Annotated in this window: 26 protein-coding genes, 1 pseudogene and 1 riboswitch; of the genes and pseudogenes, 14 read left to right on the forward strand and 13 right to left on the reverse strand. The window is 53.0% G+C overall.

The window, feature by feature from the left end; genetic code table 11:
- Positions 1 to 5 precede the first annotated feature (5 nt).
- Together JCR24_RS09990 and JCR24_RS09995 are read left to right on the forward strand one after the other, a co-directional pair.
- Positions 6 to 647: a precorrin-2 dehydrogenase/sirohydrochlorin ferrochelatase family protein gene (locus JCR24_RS09990; RefSeq protein WP_129447379.1), complete on the forward strand. Its 642-nt coding sequence runs from the start codon at positions 6 to 8 to the stop codon at positions 645 to 647.
- A pseudogene (locus tag JCR24_RS09995) lies at positions 644 to 1,457 on the forward strand (PhzF family phenazine biosynthesis protein). Before JCR24_RS09990 ends, JCR24_RS09995 begins: the two are co-directional and overlap by 4 nt.
- Positions 1,458 to 1,580: 123 nt before the next feature.
- Here JCR24_RS09995 and bshB2 read toward each other — a convergent pair.
- Both bshB2 and JCR24_RS10005 read right to left on the reverse strand, forming a co-directional pair.
- Positions 1,581 to 2,234, reverse strand: a complete 654-nt coding sequence (bshB2, locus tag JCR24_RS10000) for a bacillithiol biosynthesis deacetylase BshB2 (RefSeq protein WP_011229911.1) — start codon at positions 2,232 to 2,234, stop codon at positions 1,581 to 1,583.
- A gap of 13 nt (positions 2,235 to 2,247) precedes the next feature.
- On the reverse strand, positions 2,248 to 2,595 hold the full coding sequence (locus JCR24_RS10005) for a YojF family protein (protein ID WP_011229912.1): 348 nt from the start codon (positions 2,593 to 2,595) through the stop codon (positions 2,248 to 2,250).
- A gap of 165 nt (positions 2,596 to 2,760) precedes the next feature.
- Between JCR24_RS10005 and JCR24_RS10010 the strand changes: the two genes are divergently transcribed.
- On the forward strand, positions 2,761 to 3,528 hold the full coding sequence (locus tag JCR24_RS10010; RefSeq protein ID WP_238980551.1) for an arginase family protein: 768 nt from the start codon (positions 2,761 to 2,763) through the stop codon (positions 3,526 to 3,528).
- A 162-nt stretch (positions 3,529 to 3,690) separates the two neighbouring features.
- Here JCR24_RS10010 and JCR24_RS10015 read toward each other — a convergent pair whose 3' ends face one another.
- From JCR24_RS10015 to JCR24_RS10050, 7 genes are all read right to left on the reverse strand, one after another.
- Positions 3,691 to 3,975 (reverse strand): acylphosphatase, encoded by a 285-nt coding sequence (locus JCR24_RS10015; RefSeq protein WP_238980552.1) that lies wholly within the window; start codon positions 3,973 to 3,975, stop codon positions 3,691 to 3,693.
- A gap of 88 nt (positions 3,976 to 4,063) precedes the next feature.
- The gene (locus tag JCR24_RS10020) at positions 4,064 to 4,810 is read right to left on the reverse strand and encodes a sirohydrochlorin chelatase (protein ID WP_238980553.1); all 747 of its coding nucleotides are present in this window, start codon (positions 4,808 to 4,810) and stop codon (positions 4,064 to 4,066) included.
- 10 nt (positions 4,811 to 4,820) lie between these two features.
- Positions 4,821 to 5,597, reverse strand: a complete 777-nt coding sequence (cobA, locus tag JCR24_RS10025) for a uroporphyrinogen-III C-methyltransferase (protein WP_011229917.1) — start codon at positions 5,595 to 5,597, stop codon at positions 4,821 to 4,823.
- 148 nt (positions 5,598 to 5,745) lie between these two features.
- Complete coding sequence (cysC, locus tag JCR24_RS10030; protein ID WP_011229918.1) at positions 5,746 to 6,357, reverse strand: adenylyl-sulfate kinase; 612 nt, start codon at positions 6,355 to 6,357, stop codon at positions 5,746 to 5,748.
- 12 nt (positions 6,358 to 6,369) lie between these two features.
- Entirely contained in the window at positions 6,370 to 7,530 is a 1,161-nt protein-coding gene (gene sat / locus JCR24_RS10035; protein WP_011229919.1) for a sulfate adenylyltransferase, read from the reverse strand.
- A 274-nt stretch (positions 7,531 to 7,804) separates the two neighbouring features.
- Positions 7,805 to 8,512 (reverse strand): phosphoadenylyl-sulfate reductase, encoded by a 708-nt coding sequence (locus tag JCR24_RS10045; RefSeq protein ID WP_238980554.1) that lies wholly within the window; start codon positions 8,510 to 8,512, stop codon positions 7,805 to 7,807.
- A 125-nt stretch (positions 8,513 to 8,637) separates the two neighbouring features.
- A riboswitch (SAM riboswitch) is annotated at positions 8,638 to 8,742 on the reverse strand.
- A gap of 129 nt (positions 8,743 to 8,871) precedes the next feature.
- Positions 8,872 to 9,096, reverse strand: a complete 225-nt coding sequence (locus JCR24_RS10050) for a DUF1128 domain-containing protein (protein WP_011229922.1) — start codon at positions 9,094 to 9,096, stop codon at positions 8,872 to 8,874.
- Positions 9,097 to 9,445: 349 nt separating this feature from the next.
- Here JCR24_RS10050 and JCR24_RS10055 point away from each other — a divergent pair, with 349 nt between their 5' ends.
- Both JCR24_RS10055 and JCR24_RS10060 read left to right on the forward strand, forming a co-directional pair.
- A complete protein-coding gene (locus JCR24_RS10055) occupies positions 9,446 to 9,934 on the forward strand; it encodes a low molecular weight protein-tyrosine-phosphatase (protein ID WP_013146347.1) in 489 nt (162 codons plus the stop codon).
- Between the two features lie 51 nt (positions 9,935 to 9,985).
- Entirely contained in the window at positions 9,986 to 10,819 is an 834-nt protein-coding gene (locus JCR24_RS10060) for a YihY/virulence factor BrkB family protein (protein WP_015373935.1), read from the forward strand.
- Positions 10,820 to 11,164: 345 nt separating this feature from the next.
- Here JCR24_RS10060 and JCR24_RS10065 read toward each other — a convergent pair whose 3' ends face one another.
- Positions 11,165 to 11,311, reverse strand: a complete 147-nt coding sequence (locus tag JCR24_RS10065; protein ID WP_011229925.1) for a BH0509 family protein — start codon at positions 11,309 to 11,311, stop codon at positions 11,165 to 11,167.
- 124 nt (positions 11,312 to 11,435) lie between these two features.
- Positions 11,436 to 12,569, reverse strand: a complete 1,134-nt coding sequence (locus tag JCR24_RS10070; protein WP_063193725.1) for an MFS transporter — start codon at positions 12,567 to 12,569, stop codon at positions 11,436 to 11,438.
- A gap of 146 nt (positions 12,570 to 12,715) precedes the next feature.
- Between JCR24_RS10070 and cax the strand changes: the two genes are divergently transcribed.
- Both cax and JCR24_RS10080 read left to right on the forward strand, forming a co-directional pair.
- Positions 12,716 to 13,768: a calcium/proton exchanger gene (gene cax / locus JCR24_RS10075; RefSeq protein WP_011229927.1), complete on the forward strand. Its 1,053-nt coding sequence runs from the start codon at positions 12,716 to 12,718 to the stop codon at positions 13,766 to 13,768.
- A gap of 152 nt (positions 13,769 to 13,920) precedes the next feature.
- Positions 13,921 to 14,709, forward strand: a complete 789-nt coding sequence (locus JCR24_RS10080) for a YfkD famly protein (RefSeq protein WP_011229928.1) — start codon at positions 13,921 to 13,923, stop codon at positions 14,707 to 14,709.
- A gap of 29 nt (positions 14,710 to 14,738) precedes the next feature.
- Here JCR24_RS10080 and yfkAB read toward each other — a convergent pair whose 3' ends face one another.
- Positions 14,739 to 15,863, reverse strand: coding sequence for a radical SAM/CxCxxxxC motif protein YfkAB (gene yfkAB / locus JCR24_RS10085; protein WP_238980576.1), 1,125 nt, complete (start codon positions 15,861 to 15,863; stop codon positions 14,739 to 14,741).
- Between the two features lie 229 nt (positions 15,864 to 16,092).
- On the opposite strand from yfkAB, the gene JCR24_RS10090 reads away from it, so the two are divergent.
- The 5 genes from JCR24_RS10090 (at position 16,093) to JCR24_RS10110 (ending at position 21,962) form a co-directional block, all read left to right on the forward strand.
- The gene (locus JCR24_RS10090; RefSeq protein ID WP_013146342.1) at positions 16,093 to 17,640 is read left to right on the forward strand and encodes a fumarate hydratase; all 1,548 of its coding nucleotides are present in this window, start codon (positions 16,093 to 16,095) and stop codon (positions 17,638 to 17,640) included.
- 180 nt (positions 17,641 to 17,820) lie between these two features.
- On the forward strand, positions 17,821 to 18,612 hold the full coding sequence (pdaA, locus tag JCR24_RS10095) for a delta-lactam-biosynthetic de-N-acetylase (RefSeq protein ID WP_238980555.1): 792 nt from the start codon (positions 17,821 to 17,823) through the stop codon (positions 18,610 to 18,612).
- A gap of 178 nt (positions 18,613 to 18,790) precedes the next feature.
- A complete protein-coding gene (locus JCR24_RS10100; RefSeq protein ID WP_015373942.1) occupies positions 18,791 to 19,657 on the forward strand; it encodes a DNA-3-methyladenine glycosylase family protein in 867 nt (288 codons plus the stop codon).
- Positions 19,654 to 21,057, forward strand: coding sequence for a 23S rRNA (uracil(1939)-C(5))-methyltransferase RlmD (gene rlmD, locus JCR24_RS10105; protein WP_238980556.1), 1,404 nt, complete (start codon positions 19,654 to 19,656; stop codon positions 21,055 to 21,057). The genes JCR24_RS10100 and rlmD overlap by 4 nt, the downstream gene beginning before the upstream one ends.
- 323 nt (positions 21,058 to 21,380) lie before the next feature.
- Entirely contained in the window at positions 21,381 to 21,962 is a 582-nt protein-coding gene (locus JCR24_RS10110) for an MBL fold metallo-hydrolase (RefSeq protein ID WP_060788717.1), read from the forward strand.
- A gap of 65 nt (positions 21,963 to 22,027) precedes the next feature.
- On the opposite strand, the gene JCR24_RS10115 is transcribed toward JCR24_RS10110, so the two are convergent.
- Complete coding sequence (locus tag JCR24_RS10115; RefSeq protein WP_060788716.1) at positions 22,028 to 22,474, reverse strand: SgcJ/EcaC family oxidoreductase; 447 nt, start codon at positions 22,472 to 22,474, stop codon at positions 22,028 to 22,030.
- A gap of 334 nt (positions 22,475 to 22,808) precedes the next feature.
- Here JCR24_RS10115 and JCR24_RS10120 point away from each other — a divergent pair, with 334 nt between their 5' ends.
- Both JCR24_RS10120 and JCR24_RS10125 read left to right on the forward strand, forming a co-directional pair.
- Complete coding sequence (locus JCR24_RS10120; protein WP_238980557.1) at positions 22,809 to 23,168, forward strand: lmo0954 family membrane protein; 360 nt, start codon at positions 22,809 to 22,811, stop codon at positions 23,166 to 23,168.
- 27 nt (positions 23,169 to 23,195) lie between these two features.
- The gene (locus JCR24_RS10125; RefSeq protein WP_015373947.1) at positions 23,196 to 23,819 is read left to right on the forward strand and encodes a PspA/IM30 family protein; all 624 of its coding nucleotides are present in this window, start codon (positions 23,196 to 23,198) and stop codon (positions 23,817 to 23,819) included.
- Positions 23,820 to 23,859 lie beyond the last annotated feature (40 nt).

Consider the following 23,859-nt stretch of genomic DNA (forward strand, 5'->3'; position numbering starts at 1 on the left):
GCGCCGTGGGGTATCCGATTGTTCTTCATGTGCGCGGCCGCCGCGCGGTCGTTGTCGGCGGCGGGAAGGTGGCGGCAAGGAAAATTCATGGATTGTTAGAGGCAGGGGCGGAAATCGTGATGATTGCGCCTGAAGCGGAGCCGGAGCTTCAAGCGTTGGCCGCGGGGGGGATGATCGTTTGGAAGAAAAAGCGGTTTGACCCAGACGATTTGGCGGAGGCCTTTTTGGTGATTGCCGCGACGAATGATCGCAAGGTGAATGAAGCGGTGGCGCAAGCAGCAACACCCGGTCAACTCGTAAATGTCGTGGACGACCCGGAGCGATGCGATTTTCACGTTCCCGCTGTTGTCCGCCGCGGTCCGCTTACCATTGCCGTGTCGACCGGGGGGGCAAGTCCGGCGGTGGCCCGCCGCATTCGCCGCCAGCTTGAGGAGAAGTATGGCGAAGAGTATGGGCCGTATCTTCAGTTTTTGCAGCGGGCCCGCGACGTTGTATTGCGCGAAGTGGAGGACGCTGAGGGACGGAAGCGGCTGTTTCAGGCGCTCGCTGCTGATTCTTTCCGGCAGCGCGGCCGATGGGATGAAGAGTTGGCCCAGCTATTGGCGAACGAAAAAGAACGAAATGGGGAAAGAGGGAAAGAGCTATGAACATTCCGATGTATATTGTCGATGCGTTCACTGACCGGCCGTTTGCCGGCAACCCGGCGGCCGTCTGCTTGTTGCCGCAGCCGGCCCGTGATGAGTGGATGCAGCGTGTTGCCGCAGAAATGAATTTGTCTGAGACGGCTTTTTTAGTTCCACATGAGGGCGGCTATCGTCTGCGTTGGTTTACTCCTAAAGCAGAGGTTGACTTGTGCGGCCATGCAACGTTGGCGAGCGCCCATGTGCTGTGGGAGCGCGGGGAACACCGCCGAGATGAAGCGATTGCCTTTTTCACGAACAGCGGAGTATTGACGGCTATAAACAACGATGGTTGGATTCGGCTTGATTTTCCGAATGAAGCGCCAATGTTGGACGAGTCGCCTCCTGCCGTGCTCACCGACGCCTTGGCGGTAAAGCCACTGTTTATCGGGCGAAACCGGTTTGACTATTTAGTGGAAGTTGATTCAGAACGAATCGTGCATGAGCTGCAGCCGGATTTTCACTTGCTTCAACAAGTGGATGCCCTCGGTGTGATCGTAACAAGCCGCTCGATGACGGAGGGAGTAGACTTTGTATCGCGGGCTTTTTTTCCAACTATTGGTGTTCCTGAAGATCCAGTCACCGGCTCGGCGCACTGCTGCCTTGGGCCGTATTGGGCGGACAAGCTTGGGAAAACGACGTTAGTCGGCTACCAAGCTTCAGCCCGCGGCGGCATTGTGCGGGTGACGATGGCGGGGGGAGAGAGTGCATCTGGAAGGAAAAGCGGTCACTGTGCTGAAGGGGGAATTGGCCGAAGAAGCGTATGTTTGGCTATAGATGAAGATAGCAGCTGCCTGGCCGGACAGCGATGTTTGCATGCGTTTGGACAATGGGATCGCACCCAATAGGAAAATAGGGGGGCGGAACAAAGCGCCCCCACCCAAATCGGTGTCCGACCGCTTAATCATCCCACCGATACGTCCAAAACCGTTCTGTTTTGAGCCAAGCAAGTGCATCGCCGCGTTTGGATGCCGCTTGCATCAGTCCTTCGGTTTGCGAACGGTGGGCGCGAATGGCGGCCAGCTTCGTATCGATCACCGAGCTGACATCGCGCACGACATCCGGCTGGCCAAGGTCTTGTTCGCAGTTTTTCGCAAACGCAACGCAATGGACGGTTGGCCGTTCTTCTTTCGGCCAGCGCTTTAAGGCGCGGATGACAGCGGCTCCACACGCATCATGGTCGGGGTGGACGCTGTAGCCGGGGTAAAACGTAATGACAAGCGATGGATTCGTTTCTGCCACGATGGCGGCGATCTGGTCAGCCAGCTCTTCTTCATCCTCAAACTCGACCGTCTTGTCGCGATAGCCGAGCAGGCGCAAATCATGAATGCCAAGAATGCGGCATGCTTCCTCCAGTTCTTGCTTGCGGATGTGTGGAAGCGTTTCGCGGTTGGCAAACGGAGGCACGCCCATATTGCGCCCCATTTCTCCGAGCGTCAAGCAAGCGTACGTCACCGGCGTGCCGTTTTGCGCATGCTCGGCAATCGTTCCCGACACACCGAACGCTTCATCGTCCGGGTGGGGAAAAACAACGAGCACATGTCGTTCGTTCAACGGAACTCCCTCCTTACACAAACGGTTCGTTGCTCAGTTCGAGAGCCACGGCCAATTTCCCTTGATCATCATGGCCTGCTAGCAGCAACTGTCCTTTTTCTGTCCATTCCCAATGGGTCAGCCCTTCGGCGTACACCCAGCCAAGATCAAGCTTCAGTCCGACGCGATATGGCCCGGGGCCGGTGATCTTGCCGCGGGTGAAGCGGATGCAGGCATTGCGGATGTAGGCGCCGACGGAATAAAAACCTTCGTTATGATGGGAGGCGTATGCTCCGTTCGTCGTTTCCAAATGAATATATACGTCGCGATTGGCAAAACGATTCAGCGCCTCTTGTACAGCTGCCGTGTCGATCGGTTGCAAGCGGCTCCCTCCTTGCTGTTTGTTTTTCTATTATTGTACATGACCGAGGCGTGTGAGCGGAAATATTTCGACTCCTATTGTATAATAAAAAAAGAGACACATCTTGGACTCATCCGCACCTACAAAGCGTTGAATGCTGATTCAACGAAAGAAGGGTGATGATCGATGGGGGTTCAAGGCAATGGTGTCACGATGCTGAATTTTGACGGCGTGTACCGATCGCAAAAGCGGCTGTTTCAGTTTCCGCACGAATGGGTCGATCTTGCCGACGTGCCGGAGACGAATTTGTATTGCAGCGAAGCGGCGCTTGCTGAAATTGAGCGGCGGCTTGAGCGGCGGCGGAAGCGCGGGGCGGTGCTGATCGGCAGCGGCAACTATCATTATGTCACGTATTTATTGCTTAAAGAAATCAACGAACCGTTTACGCTTGTGCTTTTTGACCGCCATACGGATGCTGAAGGAGGGGATGATGTCATTTCGTGCGGCTCATGGGTCTCCTATGCACTTAAGCATCCGCGGTTGCAAAAAGTCGTTATCGTTGGCCCAACTGCTTCTTCGCATCAACTCCGTTTATCTCCGAACATGACTGTTCTTCCATTTGATGATCATGATGAATGGCCAAAAGCGCTCATCGAGGCCATCCCGACCGGAAGCATCTATATCAGCATCGATAAAGACGCTCTTCGCCGCGAAGACGCGGTCACGAACTGGGATCAAGGAGTGATTCCGCTATCCCAGCTGCTCGCCTGCCTGCGGTTGCTCTTATTCCATAAAAAAGTGCTCGGCGTGGACATATGCGGCGAATACCCGCCCTCCGCTGTCGACATGTTCGACCCGCTTTGTCGCGAAGCGCGGGGAAAAAATGAGCAGGCGAACATGGCCATCTTGGAGACATATTTCCACTATGCGGCGCCGCATTTGCGGCCGGCGTGAGCGGCGAGAAGCGCGGGAAAGGCAGAACCGCTTTTGGTTTGGCGATCAGAAAAGCAAGGAAGACGCTGTCCCTTCGGATTTTGGCCATCGGGCCGGCGCTTCTGCCGGCCCGATGGCCGAAAAAGCCGGGAAGGCCGCTGCTTGAGGGGATGAGCCTAGTTGTCAAAAGCCGCTCCCGTACATAATGCGAAATTGTTTTTCATCGGAGCGGACATCGCGCGGCTCGATGTGCGTGCGGGCGACTTTGGCAAACATCGTTCCGGCTTCAATGGTGTCCAAAAAGAGTTGAAGGGCGCTTTCATTCCCCTGAACTTCCATTTCCACTGTTCCGTCATCATTGTTTTTCACCCAACCGGTCAGCTGCCGTTTTAGCGCTTCGTGTTGGACGAAGTATCGAAACCCGACGCCTTGCACGCGCCCTTCCACGATGACATGAACTCTTTTCACGCCGATGAGTCCTCCTTCATCACGGTTGTTCTGCTTCCATCATATAATAGATGAGTCGGAAAATACATGAAAAAAGGAGCTTGATGGTTCAAGCTCCTTTTTTTACGGATGATAGCGATAATACTTGTTGTTGAATGAGCAGCACAAGCCGCGGGTGATCGCCTAGGTAAGAGCATAAATGCCACTGCTTGTCGGAAACAGAGAACCCCTGCAACTTCCGTTCGATCGTTTTCATTAAGACGCCGGTAAACAATAAGTACGGGACGACAAACACACGCCGATACGCCGATGCGTAGGCCCGTTCGAGCCCTTCATCAAGCGTCGGGCGGATGGCAGCGAGAAAACAAACGTCCACGTGCGGCACGTTCGTTTTTTCTTTTAAAAGCGCAGCGATGGCGGACATGTCGCGCTTCGTGTCTGGATCACTGCTGCCGCGGCCGACAAGAAGGATCATCGATTCACCGTCAAGCGGTGCGGACTGTTCGCTGATGCGGTCGATCATGATGTCGATCATTGCTTCATGGACGCCGAACGGAGCGCCACAGAGGATATCAACGGACGGATGGCGCCGTCTCGCGATGTCCAATGCTGCTGGAATATCGTGTTTGGCATGCCCTGCAGAAAGAAGGAGAAGCGGAACGACGATGACGCGTGTCGCCCCTTGGGCGACACAACGGTCAACGCCGGTGACAATGTCCGGTTCCGCGAGCTCGACAAAGCATAGCTCTTGAATCGGAATATCGATGGCCCTCCGGCACTGTTCGACGAAACGCGCCGCTTCATGGCGCGCGGCGGCAATGCGGCTGCCGTGGCTGACATATAAAACAGCTTCCATCACCATCGCCTCACGATGTTGCGCCAGCGGCTGCGGATGACGCAAGCAACGGCTCAAACCATTGAATGTTGGCGCGCAGCCGGACGACGTCTCCGATCATGATCATGCTCGGATTTTGGATGTTTTCCTTGGCGGCGATTCCGGCGATCGTCGCGAGCGTGCCGGTGACGGTGCGTTGAGCAGTTGTCGTTCCCCATTCGATGACCGCCGCCGGCGTCTCCGGCGCTTTGCCGTATTTCATCAGCTGGCCGCAAATGTATGGCAAGTGATGAACCCCCATGTAAATGGCGATCGTATCGATGCCTTTGGCGAGGCTTTCCCATTTGATCTCGTCACGACTTCCGTCGCGCCGATGCCCGGTGACAAAGGCGACGCTTGAGCTGAACGCGCGATGGGTGACAGGGATGCCGGCATAAGCCGCCGCCGCGATGGCGGAGGTGATGCCGGGAACGATCTCAAATTCGATCCCATGTTTGGCCAGCGCCTCGGCCTCTTCGCCGCCGCGCCCGAACACGAACGGATCGCCGCCCTTTAAGCGGACGACCGTTTTTCCTTTTTTGGCATGCCAGACGAGCGCATGGTTGATCGTTTCCTGCTGCATGGCATGAAAGCCGGGCAGCTTGCCGCAAAAGATGAGTTCGGCGTCCGGCTTGGCATATGAAAGCAACTCTTCATTGATGAGACGGTCGTACAAAATGACATCCGCTTGCTGGATGCATTTTAATCCTTTGACGGTAATGAGTTCCGGGTCGCCGGGGCCGGCGCCGACAAGATATACTTTGCCCATCGTTGTTTCAGCCCCTTCGTGCATGATTCAGCCAGCCGCTGGAAAGCGGCATGGATGCTCGGCTGCTTTTATTGTAAATGGTCTGCCTTGGGATGAAAACGACCTTGTCAAATGACCTCCCGTTCTTTTTTGGCAGAGGACGGGGGAATCAGTCTGTTTTCGCGGCCGGGATCATTCCTCGCTCGCGCAGGTAGGCGAGCACTTGCTCGGCACATTCGTCAACCGAATAACGGTGTGTTTCGATCGTCAGCTCCGGTGCTTCCGGCGCCTCGTACGGCGAGTCGATGCCCGTAAATTCACGGATTTCCCCGCGGCGAGCTTTTTGATACAGCCCTTTCGGATCGCGCTTTTCGCATTCTTCAAGCGGGCAGTTGACGTAAATTTCGATAAACTCGTCTTCTTCGACTAAGCGGCGGACGAGCGCCCGGTCTTCGGCAAACGGCGAGATGAACGCCGTCAGCACAAACTGGCCGCTGTCGACAAACAGCTTTGCCACTTCGCCGATGCGGCGGATGTTTTCTGTCCGGTCGGCGGCGGAAAAGCCGAGATCTTTATTGAGCCCGTGCCGGATGTTGTCGCCGTCTAAGACATAATTCTGAATGCCGAGCTCAAACAGTCGTCTGGAGACGGCGTTCGCCACCGTCGATTTGCCGGAGCCGGACAGCCCGGTGAACCAAAGGATGGCGCTATGATGGCCGTTGCGCTTGCGACGATCTTCTTTTGTGACCGATGTGTGATGCCAAACGATGTTCGTGCTCATCGCGATCCTCCTTTAGCGCGCTGACGGGGCGACCGTTTCGCGTTCTTGGAGCCCTTTGATCAAAACGGCGGCCACTTCCGGGCGGCTGAACGTGCTCGGCGGCACTTGGCCGTTGCGCAGCATTTCACGAACTTTCGTGCCGGAAAGGACGACATGGTATTTCGCGTCATGCGGACACGTTTTTGTCGATGCCATCCCTTCGCATTTCGTGCAGTAAAAGCTATGTTCGAAAAAGAGCGGCGTAATGCCAAGCTCTTCAGCCGTAAAGTTCAAGAAGATTTTTTGCGCATCATACGTACCGTAATAATTGCCGACACCAGCGTGGTCGCGGCCGACGATGAAGTGCGTGCAGCCGAAATTTTTGCGCACCATCGCGTGGAAAATGGCTTCACGCGGACCGGCATAGCGCATCGCAGCTTGGAAGACGCCGAGGAAAACGCGGTCTTTCGGGTAATAGTTTTCCAGCAGCACTTGATAGCTTTCCATCCGGATGTCAGCCGGAATATCGTCCGCTTTCGTTTCGCCGACGAGTGGGTTTAAAAACAAGCCATCAACGATCTCGAGCGCGCATTTTTGAATGTATTCATGGGCGCGGTGAACCGGATTGCGCGTTTGGAAGCCGACAACGGTGTTCCAGCCAAACTCAGCAAACTTTTTCCGCGTTTCTGCTGGATCAAAATAAAACGAGGCGAATTGGCCTTTGTCGGTCCGTTTGACAAGCGTAATCTCCCCGCCGACATACACATCCGGTTTTTCAAACAGTTTGCGCACGCCTGGGTGAGCAAGTTCATCCGTTTTATAAACGAGCTTCGCTTCTTTCGTTTTGTCTGGGCGGTAAATGTCAGCGATCTCAATGACGCCGTAGACGTCGCCACGATAAACGAGTTTCGCCTTATCGCCGACGGCGAGCTCTTTCGCTTTTTCTTCGGTTACCGCGAGCGTGATCGGAATGCTCCAGACGGTGCCGTCAGAAAGACGCATGGTTTCAACAACCGCGTCGTAATCCGTTTTCGTTAAAAAACCAGTGAGGGGGCTGTAGGCGCCCGTTCCGATCAGCTCCAAGTCGCTCAGTTCGGCTTTGGAGAGCTCGATCGTTTTGGTCGCCTCATCAAGCGGATAGTCCGGATTCCAACGATTGATCAATGTGCCGCCATGCGGGATGCTTACGCTCATGTTCATAACCTCCTAGATTGATAGATGTTGTGAAATGCCGCTGCCATGTTCATGAGGCAAGCGCTCTTTTTTTTAGGCTAATGACGCCAAGCAGACGCTCAAGATGGCGATGACCGTATAGACGTCGCTGTCAAACAGCAGCTTGACGATTCGGAATGGCGTCCGATTCATCAGCGACGCCTATCGAGGCCGCCGCGCCGCTTGCCCCGATGTTCATGGCGAAGAAAAAGGATGCGATCAAAGCAATGGCAAGGAGCATGTCAATGTTCTCTCCTTAGGCGAGATGGAGACCGCATTCCGTCTTTCCTTGGCCAGCCCAGCGCCCGGAGCGCAAGTCGTTCGGATCTGTAGCCGGAGCGGTGCACGGGGCGCAACCGATGCTCGGGTAGCCGCGGTCGTGGAGCACGTTGTACGGAAGGCCGTGTTTATACACGTAATTCCAAACGTCTTTCCACGTCCAGTGAATGAGCGGACAAACTTTAATCGAACGGAACTTGTCGTCTTTGTTAATGTACTCGACATGCCGCCGCGTCGGCGATTGCTCGCGGCGCAAGCCGGAAATCCACGCCGTCACCCCGGTCAGCACCTCGCGCAGCGGAATGACTTTGCGCAGCTCACAGCATTTGTTCGGGTCGCGTTTCCATAACTCGTCGCCAAACTGCGCCTTCTGTTCTTCCAACGTCAAGCGCGGCTGCTTCATCACGATGCGAAGCGACGGATATTTTTCTTTCACTTTCGCGATCGTATCGTACGTCTCTGGAAAATGCAGGCCGGTATCCAAAAAGACGATTTCGGCGTCCGGTTTGACTTGGGAGATGAGATCAATCAGCACAATCCCCTCGATGCCGAAGCTGCACGCGTATACGATCTCATCGCCGTATTCGCGATACGCCCAGGCCAGGACGTCAAGCGCCCCTTTTGTTTCATTATCGGACGGAAAAGACGGTTTTTCCGCCTTTTCCCACTGATCATACGTGAGCATCGGTTTCTCCTCCTCACAAAATCAAAGAAAATCCACGTAATTAGTCGGATATATAGCGGCCAAACGGCAATTCGGCGGCGAAAATCCTTCCTTGCATGAATCAGAAAGAGCGGGAGAAAGGGTGCCCCTTATTTTACTAAAGATCTTCTTTAGCTGGAATTGGCACTTTGCTATAGGCGGCAGGTTGTCGGAGTTCATTGAGCCCATTCCTCCCTCACTCTCGAGCAACGTATGCAACGCATGTCATTTAATTGATTAAAATTTTAGCACAATTGACGATAATGTCAATCATAGTTTTTCGATAGGAATTGTTTTTATACGAAACAGCTGCATTGCCTGCCTAGCAGCAGATGGGAGCGTTATTTTTTGCGCAGGCTTCCGAGCTCTTCGACAATCGCCTGCATTTCGCTTGGGCTGAACGTCTCGCGTTTCATCACCATCTCGTAAATGTCTCTCAACTCATCGTACCATTCCTCGGAAAAATGGGACGGCTTGATGGCATCCAAGTTCAGCACTTTCAACTTTTGCTTCAACTGTTCGATCATGTAGGCGACGTTTTCCGCCGACCGTTTTGATAAATCCATTCGTTTACTCCTTTCATGGCAAGTTACTATGTATTGTACCATAGGTGCAGGAAGAATGGGGAGAGATTGCATGGCTTGCTTTTCTGATGAAAAACGGATGATGTGGTAAAATGTAGGTGCACATGCATAGTGCCAGTCTAAAAGGTTGGTGAAACACCGCGTTTTCTTCAAAATGGTTGTCGTGAACGCGCGCAAGAGTTGTTGGCCCATTCGCACACGCTCCCCCGCTGGAGTTGTTTTGTCGTGACATCCCCGTCCTTTTAGGGCCAAAAAGGGCTAGATGAAAAGAAATGAAGGAAAACTAACGGTGGAAAGCACCGTGGACATAGAGAGAGGGGTGGCTGTTTGGATGATTAAAGTGCTGTTTGTTTGTCTTGGAAACATTTGTCGTTCGCCGATGGCGGAAGCGGTCTTCCGTCATTTGGTGAAAGAGCGGGGGCTTGACGGTCTGATTGCCGTTGATTCGGCGGGAACAGGCAGCTGGCATGTCGGTGAGCCGCCGCATGTGGGGACAAGAAGGGTTTTGACGGAAAATAAGATCGACTACTCCGGCATCCGCGCCCGGCAAGTGAACCATCGTGACTTGGAAGAATTTGATTACATCATCGCCATGGACGCAGCCAACTTGAACGATTTGCGCCGATTGGCTGGCTCCCGTTCGAAAGCGGTGCTCGCCCGGTTGCTTGACTTTGTTCCCGACCGGGAAAAAGACGATGTGCCTGATCCGTATTATACCGGGAATTTTGCCGAAGTGTATCGCCTCGTCCGCTCAGGGTGCGAGCATTTGCTTGAGAGGATCATCCGCGACCATCGACTTGGTGTGGAGGAAACAAAATGACTTTGAGGGCGGCGCACCCGTCTAGGGAAAAACGGGGAAGGAGGGCAGCCGATGGTCGTAAATTTGGCGTTCATCCGTGAGTTGGCCCGCCGTTTTACGGAAGATGAAATCCCGCGCTTGTCGGCGGAATTGGCATATTACTTTCTTCTGTCGCTCTTTCCGTTTTTGCTGTTTTTAATGACGCTGTTGGCGTATTTGCCGATTCCGCATGAAGATGTGCTTGCGCTCGTGCGGCAATACGCCCCGAAAGAGGCGCTTCACCTCATTGAGACGAACGTTCATCGCCTCATCGATGAGCAAAACGGAGGATTGTTGTCGTTTAGCATCATCGCAGCGATTTGGTCAGCGTCTAATGGCATGAGTGCCATTATGAGGGCATTCAACCGCGCTTATGATGTGCAAGAAGACCGGCCGTTTTGGATCGTACGCGGGCTGTCGATTGTGTTGACGCTCGGCATGATCATGGTCATCATCGTTGCCCTCGTGCTTCCGGTCTTCGGGCGGATAATCGGGCTGTTTTTGTTCTCTGCTCTCGGGTTGTCGCAACAGTTTTTGAATGTTTGGAATGCATTTCGTTGGGTGACGAGTTCGCTGTTATTGTTTGCTGTCTTTACTGCCCTTTATTATTTCGCGCCGAACAAACAGCTTCGTTGCGTCAACGTCGTGCGCGGTGCGCTGTTTGCCACCGCCGGCTGGATTGCGGCGTCGCTGGCGTTCGCGTATTATGTCAACAACTTTGCCGATTACACGGCGATGTACGGCAGCCTTGGCGGGATGATCGTGTTGATGGTTTGGTTTTATTTGTCCGGCATGATTCTTGTCTTAGGCGGGGAACTCAACGCCATGTTTGACTGTGAGCGCGAAGGGAAAAGACGGCAGCGTTAGCGTGCATAAACGGTGCCGAGGCGGGATATCGTAACAATGCAAGGGATCTTGGCATAGGGGGGATCAAGATGACGAAACATACGAAAAAAGACGGGGGCACGAAGCAAAAAGGAAAAAACAGACCAAAGCATAAGACGAGTGGCAGCGCCAACGGCCAAAACGGCTATCATTGAAAGAAGCTGTCTCAAAAGGTGGTTCTTCGTTCAACATACCACAACATACTTGTAATATTGTGCCCCGGCGGTCGTTTTATGTGTATAGATGGAAATCAAAAAAAGGTGCCCTTCCTTTTTTGAGGGCACCTTTCCTTTCATGCAAACACAGGCACATCGAGCCGCTGCCGCTTTATTCAACGATTTCTTCGTGATGGTGGTAATAGCGCTCATAAATGTATTCAATTTCTGCATCAGTCATATAGGCGAGTTCCTCGCGCGACAATCCCCGCACTTTTTCGATAAACTCGATCATATTTTTCCGTTCCGTTCTGCTCATGATCGCCACTCCTTTATACTGTTTTAAAACAGAAACTTGATATCTTGGTTTTATTATATAACAGAGGGAACAAAATGGTCAATGATTTTTTTGAAAAAATAAAAAATAAAAAACAAAAAAACGGTCAAGCCGCTGTTTCCTGTTCCCGGCGGCTGACGAGGCAAATGGCCGGAACGAGGAGGACAGCGCTGACCGCAAGGAAAAAGGCGCGACTAGAGAGATCCACCACGCTGCCGGCAAGCGGCGGGCCTGTCATGCTGCCGAGACTGTATAGCATCCCGCACAACAAATTGCCGGCGGGAAGCAGTTCTTTCGGCAACAGGTCGGTCATATAGGCGATGCCGAGAGAGAAGAGCGAACCGGTAAACATGCCAGCGGTGAACAAACAGGCAGCCAACCCAACCATGGACGCACCGACAGTGAGGGCAATCAAAAAACAACCGGCGCCGGCCAAGAGTGCACCGGTGATGATCTCGCGCCGCCCGAACCGGTCGCTGAGCGCTCCGAGCGGAAGCTGAAAGATGATGCCCCCAAGCGAGAAGCATGGCAAGATGAAGGCGATCTGCTCAGCGCTCATCCGCTCACGCAAGGCGTACAGCGGGAAGATGGAATGAACAGCCGCTTCTAAAAAACCGTACGCAAACGGCAACAAAAGCGCTGGCCATGCCTGTTTCCAAGCGCCAATAAACCGACCGGCCGCCGACGAAGAGCGTTCAAGCGGCTTTGGTTTTTCGTTCGGCAGCCAAAAGACGCCGATCCAACCGGCGAAACTAAGGAGAGCAGCTAAATAAAACGGAAGCGCCTTCTCGACCGAAGCGAGTGAAGCCAACAGCGGGCCGATGGTGAAGCCGAGGCCGAACGCCCACCCATACAGCGACAGCCGCCGTCCGCGCTCCGCCGGCGGCGAAAAGTCCGTAATCCACGTTTGCGTCGCAAAATGAAGCATATGATCGCCGATGCCGATGGCAAAGCGAAGAACGAGCCAAACGAAAAACGATGGAAAAAGTGGAAAAAGGATGAGTGCGCATATTACAATAGAAGCGCCAAGGAGAATCATCGGCTTATATCCATATTTGCTCAACGGCCGCTCCAAAAATGGCGAAATGGTCAAGACACCGATATACAGGGCGGCGGCGTGCGCCCCGTTAACGGACGAAGAGACGCCGTTTTCATCAAGAAGCATCGCCAGAAGCGGCAGCAACATCCCTTGCGACAGACCAGAGACGGCGACAATCCCGGTTAAGATGGCAAAACGCATCGTGCATCCCCATTTCAGTTGAAATCGCCGGCCGATCAAACAAGCGAGGCCGGATGTTTCCCAGGGCGAATGAATGCCCTTATCCATCGTACATAGAAACGGCGGTCAATGCAACGAAAACAATCAAGAGGAAAGGTGGAAGAGAAATGAACAAGGTGTTTGCTTGGATGACATGGATCGGCGTGCCGGTGTCGGTCATCGGCGGGTTTCTTCATTGGCCGACTGTCTTGATGTTTGTGTTGTACTGTTTGACGATCATTGCGCTCGCCAGCTACATGGGGCGAGCGACGGAAAGCTTGGCGATCGTCGCCGGACCGCGCATTGGCGGGCTGTTGAACGCGACGTTTGGCAACGCGGTCGAGCTGATCATTTCCATTTTTGCCTTGCAGGCTGGACTCGTTGACGTCGTGCTCGCTTCCTTAACCGGTTCGGTGCTCGGGAACTTGCTTTTGGTGGCTGGGCTATCATTTTTTGTCGGCGGACTAAAATATAAGCGGCAAGAATTCAACATTTATGATGCTCGTCATAATGCCGGGCTGCTGACTTTTGCCATCTTCATCGCTTTTGTCATTCCGGAAGTGTTTACCATGCATATGAATCACAGCGAACAAGTCGCGTTGAGCGTTGGCATTTCGATCATCATGATCTTGCTTTACGCCGCTGCCCTTTATTTCCGGCTTGTCACCCATCGCGGCGTATATCAGCATAAATCAGAAGAAGTGGAAGAACATGAAGAGCCCGAATGGGGCAAAGGGAAAGCGACCGCCATTTTGGCGCTGGCGACGGTTGCGGTCGCCTATTTATCGGAACGGCTCGTTCACACGTTTGAAACGGTCGCTGAGTCATTCGGCTGGAGCGAGCTGTTTATCGGGATCATCATCGTGGCCATCGTCGGCAATGCGGCGGAGCACGCTTCCGCGGTTATTATGGCGTACAAAAACAAAATGAATGTCGCGGTGGAAATTGCCGTCGGCTCGACATTGCAAATCGCCATGTTCGTTGCGCCGGTGCTTGTGCTCGTTTCGCTTTTGTTTCCGGAAAAAATGCCGCTTGTCTTTTCACTTCCTGAGCTGGTGGCGATGGCTGCTTCCGTCCTTTTGATGATCGTGCTGTCAAATGATGGTGATACGAACTGGTTTGAAGGAGCAACATTGCTCGCTGCCTATACGATCATGGGCATCGGTTTTTACTTGCTGTAAGTGACTGCATCCGGGTATTCGCCGTCCGGGTGTTTTTTTGGCGGGTGCGGGAAGTGGGGCGCCAAACGGGGAAAATTTTCGCCGCCGCGGATAAACGGCGCATTTTGAAAGAAACTAACAGTGAATAACGTGGGAAGAAAGGAGTGAAGACGATGAAAAAGTGGGCTGTTTCGCTGTTCGTGAGCGTGCTTCTTCTTTATGCGGCGGCGTTTTCGGCGCTGGCGGCTGCCGGCAAACCGGCGCCCGGTGCGGTGATTGATATATCGAAAGAAAATACGTATCCGAACCCGACGCAAGATTTGCCGCATTTGGAACCGAGCTCGTTTACAAAACAGCTGTTAAGATCGGCGAATGTGAAAATTGAGAATCCCGAATTGATCCATCTCTTTAATGAATCTTCGGCGACCGACACGCCATGGGCCGTTGGCTATCGAGCGACGATTTATTTAGGCCAATGGCCGCTCAATTACCAGTCGATCGAAACGTCGACGAACTGGGAATATCAAAAGGTCAACACGAATTTCCTTGATAACCGCGGCGGCGATACGGCGCAAAAGTTGTACTATAAACAAGAAATGCAAAAATACGTCCGCGGCGGGTTGACGGTGAAAGTGCCGAATGAAGACGCGGTTAAGCGGATGATGTTAAACAAAGCGATGGAAAAGACGAACTTGCCGCTCTCTTTCAGCACGGTTGTCGGCCTTGGCACGAAAAAAGACCAACCGTACAACGTACCGGCGAAAAAAATAGGTTATTTGTACGCGTACGCTCCGGCGGTGAATGAAAAAGGGAAAGTAACATACGGGGAAGTGTACGTCGTGCTCAAAGGAAACAAAAAGAAAATTGTCGTCAAAAACGTGACGACAAGAGGGGTTGGGGCGTGGATTCCGGTGCAGGATCGCCTGTACATGTCATATGTGGTGAGTGAACAGCCAAGATAAAACGTCAAGGAAAAGCTCCTTGACGTTTTTTATCGGCCAATGCGCGCGGACCGCTTCGTAAAATCGACGCCGCGGTAATACGTCTGCTTCACAAGGACGTTCGGTCCGAGGCAGCGTGCCGACGGGCAGTGGCAAAGAAGCTCCCTAGCAAGCTTTGAGCGCCGCCATTTGTCATACACGTCTGGCAGCGAATCGTGAATGATGTTGCCAAGCGGCGGTTCATCACCGAAATCGGTGACGATGACATCGCCGGTGAAAATATTGACATTGAGCCGTGAACGTCCGTCTGGATCGTTGCGCACGGTGACGTTTTTGCTTTCATACAGCCGCTTCAATAGGCGCACATCTTCTTCGTTGTCGCTGCACGGGTAAAACGGCAGCGTGCCAAACAGCATCCAGACGTTTTCGTCGCGAATGTCAAGCAAATGGTGAATCGCTTCGCGCAATTCGTCCAAGCTCAACGTCTCTAAAGCGCTGGCAAAATCGCTCGGATACATCGGATGGATTTCATGGCGCCGGCAGCCCATTGCCTCGACAACTTGGCGGTGGATCGCTTCCAAGTGGCGGACGGTCCGTTTGTTTAACATCGTTTCCGCCGATACCATCACGCCGGCATTTGCCAGCGCTTTTGCATTGTCAAGCATGCGCTGGAAGTATTTCTCGCGTTGGGCGCGCGTCGGCTTCCGCTCCATCATGGCAAAACCACCTTCGACAAAGTCGTCGATCGTCCCCCAGTTGTGCGAGATATGGAGCACATCCAAATACGGAATGACTGGTTCATAGCGAGACAAATCCAACGTCAAGTTCGAATTAAGCTGCGTCCGCACCCCGCGCTCGTGCGCGTAGCGGAGAAGGGGAACGACGTATTGTTCGACGGATTTTAATGACAGCATCGGCTCGCCGCCGGTGATGCTTAATGACCGCAAATGCGGAATTTCCTCGAGCCGGCGGAGCAACATATCAAGCGGCAGCGCCTCGGGATCTTTCATTGTCAACGTATAGCCAACAGCACAATGCTCACAGCGCATATTGCAAAGCGTCGTTGTGGTAAACTCAATATTCGTCAGTTGTAGTTTTCCATATTCTTCAATATCGACGTACGCTTCCCAAGGGTCATACGCCGGTGTAATGGCTGGCATGGTGGATGAGCGCATGGTCTTCTCCTCTTTCCATTCAAAGTCCCAACGTTCATTATCGGCAACAGTCACTCCGCTTGTCAATCGTTTTGGCCGCTGATCCTCTATCCCATTCCTATGAGGCGGGCGGGGGACTGATGAGACAGAAAAGAAAGATTTTTTCCATAACCGAGAAAAAGCAGTATAATAGAAGAAGATGAGACAACTGCCAATAGGGCGATCCAAAAGGAAAGGGCGTGGAATCAGCATGGAAAAATTCCAGCAAAGCATGTATGACTTGATTGTGGAAACATCTACGAAGTTGCCAAAGGATGTCCGTCGAGCGATCGCTCGGGCGAAAGCGCGCGAAAACGCCGGCACGCGGGCGGCCATGGCGCTCAATACGATCGTCGAGAATATTCAGATGGCGGATGAAAACGTGTCTCCCATTTGCCAAGACACCGGCTTGCCGACGTTTAAAATCAAAGTGCCGGTCGGCGTCAACCAAATCGAAATGAAAAAAGCGATCCGGGCCGCCATTGCCGAAGCGACGAAAAACGGCAAACTGCGCCCGAACTCGGTCGATTCGCTCACCGGCAAAAACAGCGGCGACAATTTAGGGGAAGGCGTGCCGGTCATTAAATTCGAACAATGGGAAAACGATTACATTGACGTTCGCCTCATTTTAAAAGGCGGCGGCTGTGAAAACAAAAACATCCAATACAGCCTTCCGTGTGAACTCGAGGGGCTCGGCCGCGCTGGCCGCGATTTGGACGGCATCCGCAAATGCATTTTGCATGCGGTGTACCAAGCGCAAGGGCAAGGATGCAGCGCCGGCTTTATCGGCGTCGGCATCGGCGGCGACCGCTCATCCGGCTATGAGTTGGCGAAAGAGCAGCTGTTCCGTCCGGTTGATGACGTCAACCCGATCGAAGAATTGCGCCAACTCGAAGAATACATTATGGAAAACGCCAACAAACTTGGCATCGGTACGATGGGCTTTGGCGGCGAATCGACGCTGCTTGGCTGTAAAATCGGCGTCATGCACCGCATCCCGGCGAGCTTCTTCGTTTCGGTCGCCTACAACTGCTGGGCGTTCCGGCGCATGGGCGTGAAAATCGATCCGGCGACCGGTGAGATCATCGAATGGCTGTACCAAGACGGCGAAGACGTCGATTTTGCAAAAGAGTTGGAAAAAGCGGAAGCCGCCGCGGCGCTTGAACAAGGCGACACGCGCGTCATCGACCTTGTTCCGCCGCTGTCGGAAGAACAAGTGCGCCAGCTTCGCGTCGGCGACGTCGTCCGCATCAGCGGCGTCATTTACACCGGCCGCGACGCCATTCATAAATATTTGATGGATCACGATGCCCCCGTCGATTTGAACGGGCAAATCATTTACCATTGCGGCCCGGTCATGTTAAAAGATGAAGAAGGCCGCTGGCACGCCAAAGCTGCCGGCCCGACGACAAGCATCCGTGAAGAGCCGTACCAAGGCGACATCATGAAAAAATTCGGCGTCCGTGCTGTCATCGGCAAAGGCGGCATGGGCGCGAAGACGCTGCAAGCGTTAAAAGAACACGGCGGCGTGTATTTGAACGCCATCGGCGGCGCGGCGCAATATTACGCCGATTGCATCAAATCCGTGGAAGGCGTTGATTTGCTGGAGTTTGGCATCCCCGAAGCGATGTGGCATTTGCGCGTCGAAAACTTCACTGCTGTTGTCACGATGGATTCGCACGGCAACAGCTTGCATGAAGATGTGGAAAAATCGTCGCTTGAAAAGCTGGCCCAGTTCAAAGAGCCGGTGTTCAAGTAAGAGGGAGAGCTGAATTTCAAGCACATGGCTATTGGTATTCACAAGCTGATCCCGTTTTCTTCTCGGTCCCCAAAGCGCTCGCTTTTGGGGCTTTTTTTTGCAAAAAATGGCGTGCGTAAAGCAGCTGAGGGCGAAAACAATAAAAATGAGGAAAAGACGGCGGCCAAGGAGGAACCAGGCATGAGATGGCTTATTTCTCTCGTTTTAGCGATTGCGCTTTTTCCCGCTTCTGCGTTTGCCGCAAGCAATCAAGCGATCCATTGGGGATTCAAGCGGAGCGAAAACCACGAGCCCCCGTCGGCGGGAAAAGAGCTCGATGAGCTGCTTGCCAAATATGACGCCTTTTATTTAGGCGATACGAGTGAAAAAACGATTTACTTGACGTTTGACAACGGCTATGAAAACGGCTATACGGCGCAAATTTTGGACGTATTGAAAGAAAAACATGTGCCGGCCGCCTTTTTTGTCACTGGCCATTATTTGCAAACAGCGCCCGATTTAGTCAAACGGATGGCGGCGGAAGGGCATATCATCGGCAACCATTCGTGGCATCATCCCGATTTAACAACTGAAAGCGATGAGCAGGTGCGCGAAGAGTTGGAAAAAGTCAAGGAAAAGACAGAAGAGCTGACCGGGCAAAAAGGGATGATGTACCTTCGCCCGCCGCGCGGCATTTTCAGCGAACGGACGTTATCTCTCGCCCGCGAGCTCGGCTATTACCACGTCTTTTGGTCGCTGGCGTTCGTCGACTGGCAAACCGACCGTCAGCGCGGCTGGCAATATGCCTATGACCAAATCATGAAACAAATTCACCCAGGCGCGATTTTGTTGCTGCACTCCGTATCGAAAGACAACGCCGACGCGCTGCCGAAGGTGATCGACGACTTGCGCAAACAAGGGTATACGTTTGCCAGCCTCGATGACCTTATGGCCAAAAAGGCCGGCCTTCATCCGTGGCTGTTTCGCCCGTAAGCCGCTTTCATCACTTGAGCACAAAAGCGGTACGAAACGTTGTGTGTTGGACCATTCGAAAACCCGCCTCGTTCTGTCAACCGAACCATATGCCGCTGCCTCGTCCTGCCAACAAGTTGGTTCGACGGGGCGTTTTTCGTTATAATAGGGGCACGGACAAATGAGAAAGGTGAGAACGATGTGGAAACGAACGATCACTGTGCCGGCGCCGTATGATTTCGCCCACGCGCTTGAACGGCTTGCATTGGATCCGCTCCTGGCGGTCGATTTAGAGCGGCGGCGCATCACCGTGCCGCTTCATCTCGATGGTTTAAAGGTGCCGGTCGTGATTGAAAGCATCGGCACAAAAGACGATCCTCGCTTTGTCGTCTCGGCGCCGCATCCCAAGCGGCAGGAAGACATCATCGAGCGCGTCTCTCATTTATTTCAATGGCGGACGCCGCTCGTTCTGGTGTATGATCATTTTCGCGCGACCGAGCTGGCGCCGCTGTTTGCCGAGTATGAGGGGCTGCCGCTTGTGCTCGATTTTGACTTGTATTTTTGCCTAATGAAATGTTTGATCCACCAGCAGCTTCATCTTAAAGTCGGTTACCGGCTCACAGAGCGGTTTGTGAAAGCGTTTGGCGAGGAGCGGGACGGCGTTTGGTTTTACCCGCGCCCGGAAGAAGTGGCCGCCCGTTCGTACGATGACTTGCGCGCCTTGCAGCTGAGCGGGCGGAAAGCCGAATATATCGTCGATGTGTCGCGCCTCATTGCCGAGGGGAAGCTGCGGCTTGATGAACTCGAGCAGATGGAAGACGGCGAGGTGATGGAGAGGTTGACCGCCGTGCGCGGCATCGGTCCGTGGACCGTGCAAAATTTCCTCCTCTTCGGCCTCGGCCGTCCGAACGTCTTTCCGCCGGCGGATATCGGTTTGCAGCGGGCGGTCGAAAAATGGTTCGGGCTTCCGAAGCGGCCAACTGTCAAAGAGATGGCGGCGCTTAGCGAGCGGTGGAAGCCGTACGCCAGCTATGCGGCGCTTTATTTATGGAGAAGTATCGAATGAGAGGGACCGATATGGCAAAGCAACAAATGAACATCAAAATCAAAAAAGGCGAGCAATTTCCGGTGACGATTCAACGGATCGGCATTAACGGCGAAGGGGTCGGTTATTTCCAAAAACAAGTCGTCTTCGTCCCCGGTGCGTTGCCGGGGGAAGAAGTCATCGTTGAGGCGACGGACATCCACCCAACCTACGCCGAGGCGAAAATCAAGCGCATCCGCAAGCGCTCGCCAAACCGCATCAAGCCGCCATGCCCGCTCTATGACCAGTGCGGCGGCTGCCAGTTGCAGCACTTATCGTACGAGGCGCAGCTCGAGGCGAAGCGCGACATTGTCATCCAGGCGCTCCGCCGTCATGCCCGGCGCCTCGATGTCGACAAGCTTGACATCCGCCCGACGATCGGCATGGACAACCCGTGGCATTACCGAAACAAAAGCCAGTTTCAAGTTGGAATGAAGGAAGGGAAGGTGCTCGCCGGGCTGTACGGCATCAACTCCCACCGGCTCATCGATTTATCGGAATGCCGCGTCCAGCATCCGCAAACGACGCGCGTCACGAACATTGTGAAAACGATTTTGCAAGACTTGCGCATCCCGATTTACAACGAGCGGACAAGAACGGGCGTCGTGCGGACGATCGTCGTCCGCGTTGGCTTCCATACGGGCGACATCCAGCTTGTGCTGGTGACGGCGACAAAAGACATCCCGCGCAAACAGCTGCTCATTGACGAAATTCGCCGCCGCCTCCCAGAAGTGAAATCGATCGTGCAAAACATCAACGGCGAAAAAACGTCGCTTATTTTCGGCGACGAGACAGAAGTGCTCGCCGGCGACGAATATATTCAAGAAACGCTCGGCGATTTGTCGTTTGAACTGTCGTCGCGTGCCTTTTTCCAGCTCAACCCGTTGCAGACGGTGAAATTGTACGACGAAGTGAAAAAAGCGGCCGCCCTCACCGGAACGGAGCGGATCGTTGACGCTTACTGCGGCGTCGGCACGATCGGTTTGTGGCTTGCTCGCGATGCCAAAGAAGTGCGCGGCATGGACACGATTCCGGAAGCGATCGAAGACGCGCAAAACAACGCCAAAAAGCATGGTTTCACCAACACGCACTATGTCGTCGGCAAAGCCGAATATTGGCTGCCAAAATGGGTGAAAGGAGGCTGGAAGCCGGACGTCATCATCGTCGACCCGCCCCGCGTCGGCTGCGACCGGGCGTTGCTTGAAACGATTCTCCACGTCCGCCCGAAAACGGTCGTCTACGTCTCGTGCAACCCATCCAGCCTCGCCCGCGATCTCGATGCCTTGGCCGCACAATACCGCGTCGACTACATCCAGCCGGTCGACATGTTTCCGCACACGGCGCATGTGGAAGCGGTGGCGAAATTAACGCTGCAATTTTGACACTTCACATGGCTTCAGCCGTGTGGAGTGTCAATGGAAAATGAAATCGGGTTCTTCCACTCCTTTTTGGGAGAAAGAAGAGAGGGAGAAAAAGTGGGGGAATCATTGAAAAATCAAGGAAAAAGGATCAAAATGAGAGAAAAATGAGAGGGAGAAAGGGGGGAGAAACGCTCACGTTCTTCCCTTTTTTAAAACTCGAAACCAGTCAGAGTCAGCGAGAGGTAAAAAGGAAAATCGAAAACATCGAGAGGTTGGTGAACGAGTTTAGTTATGAACCCAAAATGTAGTTCACGAACATAAAGACCCGAAGAAGGGGGAATCTCATGGGGACTTATTGTATTTCGATAAGACACACAAATTGTTATTTGGTAAAGGTAAACGATTTTTACGTTGCCATAGATGCCGGTTGGCCAGGGTGCATCCGCCAATATAGAGAAGCTTTAAAAACTTATAACATTAAGCCAGAGATGATAAAATATCTGTTCGTGACACACTTCCATCCTGATCATGCCGGCATGGTAGAAAACATTAAGAGATTTGGAACTTCCTTTATTTTGTTTGAACATCAGGCACCTTATATTCGAGTGATGGAGAATATGCTCAGGAAGGATCGGTCCTATTTGCCATTAGATATGAATTCGAATGTTGTGCTAAGCATTGATGAAGCAGGGTTATTTTTCACAGAACATAACATTCCTGCACAGGCAATCAAAACGCCCGGACATTCTGATGATAGTATTTCGCTCGTATTTCAAGACGGTACTGCTTTTATCGGCGATTTATATTCCCCGAATTTAGTAATGGAAGACGATGATAAAAGCAAGCAAAGCTGGCATGATTTAAAGTTGAAAGGTGCAAAAGTCATATATCCGGGACACGGGAACGTTTACACCCTGGGTGTGTAAATCATGAACAGAGCACAAATGGAAAGCCATGCTCACCTTACTTAAATCAACCGCGGCACTTGTACTTAGATCAACTGCCGCAGTTCTTCGCTCATCTGCTCGACGAGTTCCGGTCTCCCATGAAACTGGGCCGGAGTGTTTTGGAAAAGCTGAATTCGCCATTCGCCATCCCGGTTTATGGCAACGATCGTGTGGTGGGTGTTGACCGCGGGATTGATATCGGATTTTCCAGGGGGAACCATGCCGGCGATCGCACGTAAAATAGCTGCCTGAGGATTCAGGATGTGAACGTTCTTCACTTTGCTAATAAACCGTGCGGTCGGGTGGTCTTTGAAAATCGAATCCAAGTGAAAGAAAATGTCCTCCGATCCCAACGCTAGACTTCCGTCAAAGCCGATCATCTCTCCGTCCGTTGCGAACAGTTGCGCCATATCGCGGGCGTTTCGGTTGTTCCATCCGTCCAACAGTCGTTGGTACAGAGCCTTAACCTCGTTGACAACTTGAGATTCCATCAACGCTCCTCCTTGTCAAGCAATACGAACCTGGTGTTTGCGGTTCTTCCTGTGAAATGAAAGAGACGCCCTGAATACAATGGGAGGAATCTCCATTATGAGGGCAATTCCATTTTAGAATAGATTAAGAAAATGGTCAAAAATTTCCCTAAAACAATTCAAATTGGCAAGGCTTTCTGATATGGAAGCTATGACAACCTTGTGGTGCAAGAGGAGCCGATGCATGCTCTCTCGGTGAAAAAAATACGCCTCCGGTTGTAGGCAAAATATATCCCTGGTTCATGATGGAAAGAAGGGGACTCGGGTAAGATGGAAGACGAAAGGAGGAGAAAGGATGGCAAAAAAGATCGGGCTGTTCGTTGCCGGCGCGGTGGCGTTGCTTGTGCTGCTGTTTCATCTTGGGCCGCTTGTCGGGTTGGCAATCACGCTGGCGGTGCTGTACTATGCGTTCAAGAAATGTTTGAAAGCCCCGTCGACATTGGGGAAAGTGGTGTGGGCGCTCATTGGCTGTGCGGCGTTGGCGGCCAGCGCTTCGAATGTGCCAGCGCTCATCGCGCTTGTCGCGGCGTATGTGCTGTATGTCGTGTATAAAAAATGGAACGGGGTGAAAGACGAGCGCGTCGTTCCAGAAGCAGACGACCCGTTTGTCAACTTTGAAAAACAATGGGCGGAGCTGCAAAAGCATTATTCATGAAATCAATGGAAAAGGAGCGAATCGATGATGAGTGTGTTCTCACGCTTGAAAACGATCATTGAAGCCGATCTCCATGAATGGCTTGACGAAAAAGAAAAGAAAAACCCGATCGCGCTTCTCAATCACTATTTGCGCCAATGTGAACAGGAAGTCGAGCGGGTGCGGCAGCTGCTCGAGCGCCAATATGTGCTGAAAGAGCAATTTGCCCGCGAACATCGCGAAGCCGAACAGATGGCGGAAAAGCGAAGCAAGCAGGCGGAGGTGGCGACGCAAGCCGGGGAAATGGAGCTGGCCGAATTTGCGCGGCGTGAACAAGCGCAATATGCGGAACGCGCGGCCCGCTTAAAACAGCTGCTCGAGCAAACGAGCCGCGAGCTGTTTGAGTTAGAAGCGAAATATGAGGAAATGAAGCATAAGCTGAAAGATATGCAAATGCGGCGCATGGAGCTGATGGGGCGGGAGAATGCGGCTCGGGCGCACTACCGCATCCATCGGGTGGTCAACGGGGACACCGGCCCGGCGCTGGCGGCGTTCGCCGATGCGGAAGTGTACCTTGACCGCCTTGAGCAGCAAGTTCGTTCCGATTATTACCGAAGCACGATCGATGCGCGCATCGCTCAGCTGGAAAAGCAGTTGCAGGAAGGAAAATAACCGGATATGCTAAAGGCGTACATGGTTACGCCTTTTTCAT

It is taken from the genome of Geobacillus sp. YHL (assembly GCF_022341265.1).
Lineage (GTDB): Bacteria > Bacillota > Bacilli > Bacillales > Anoxybacillaceae > Geobacillus > Geobacillus thermoleovorans.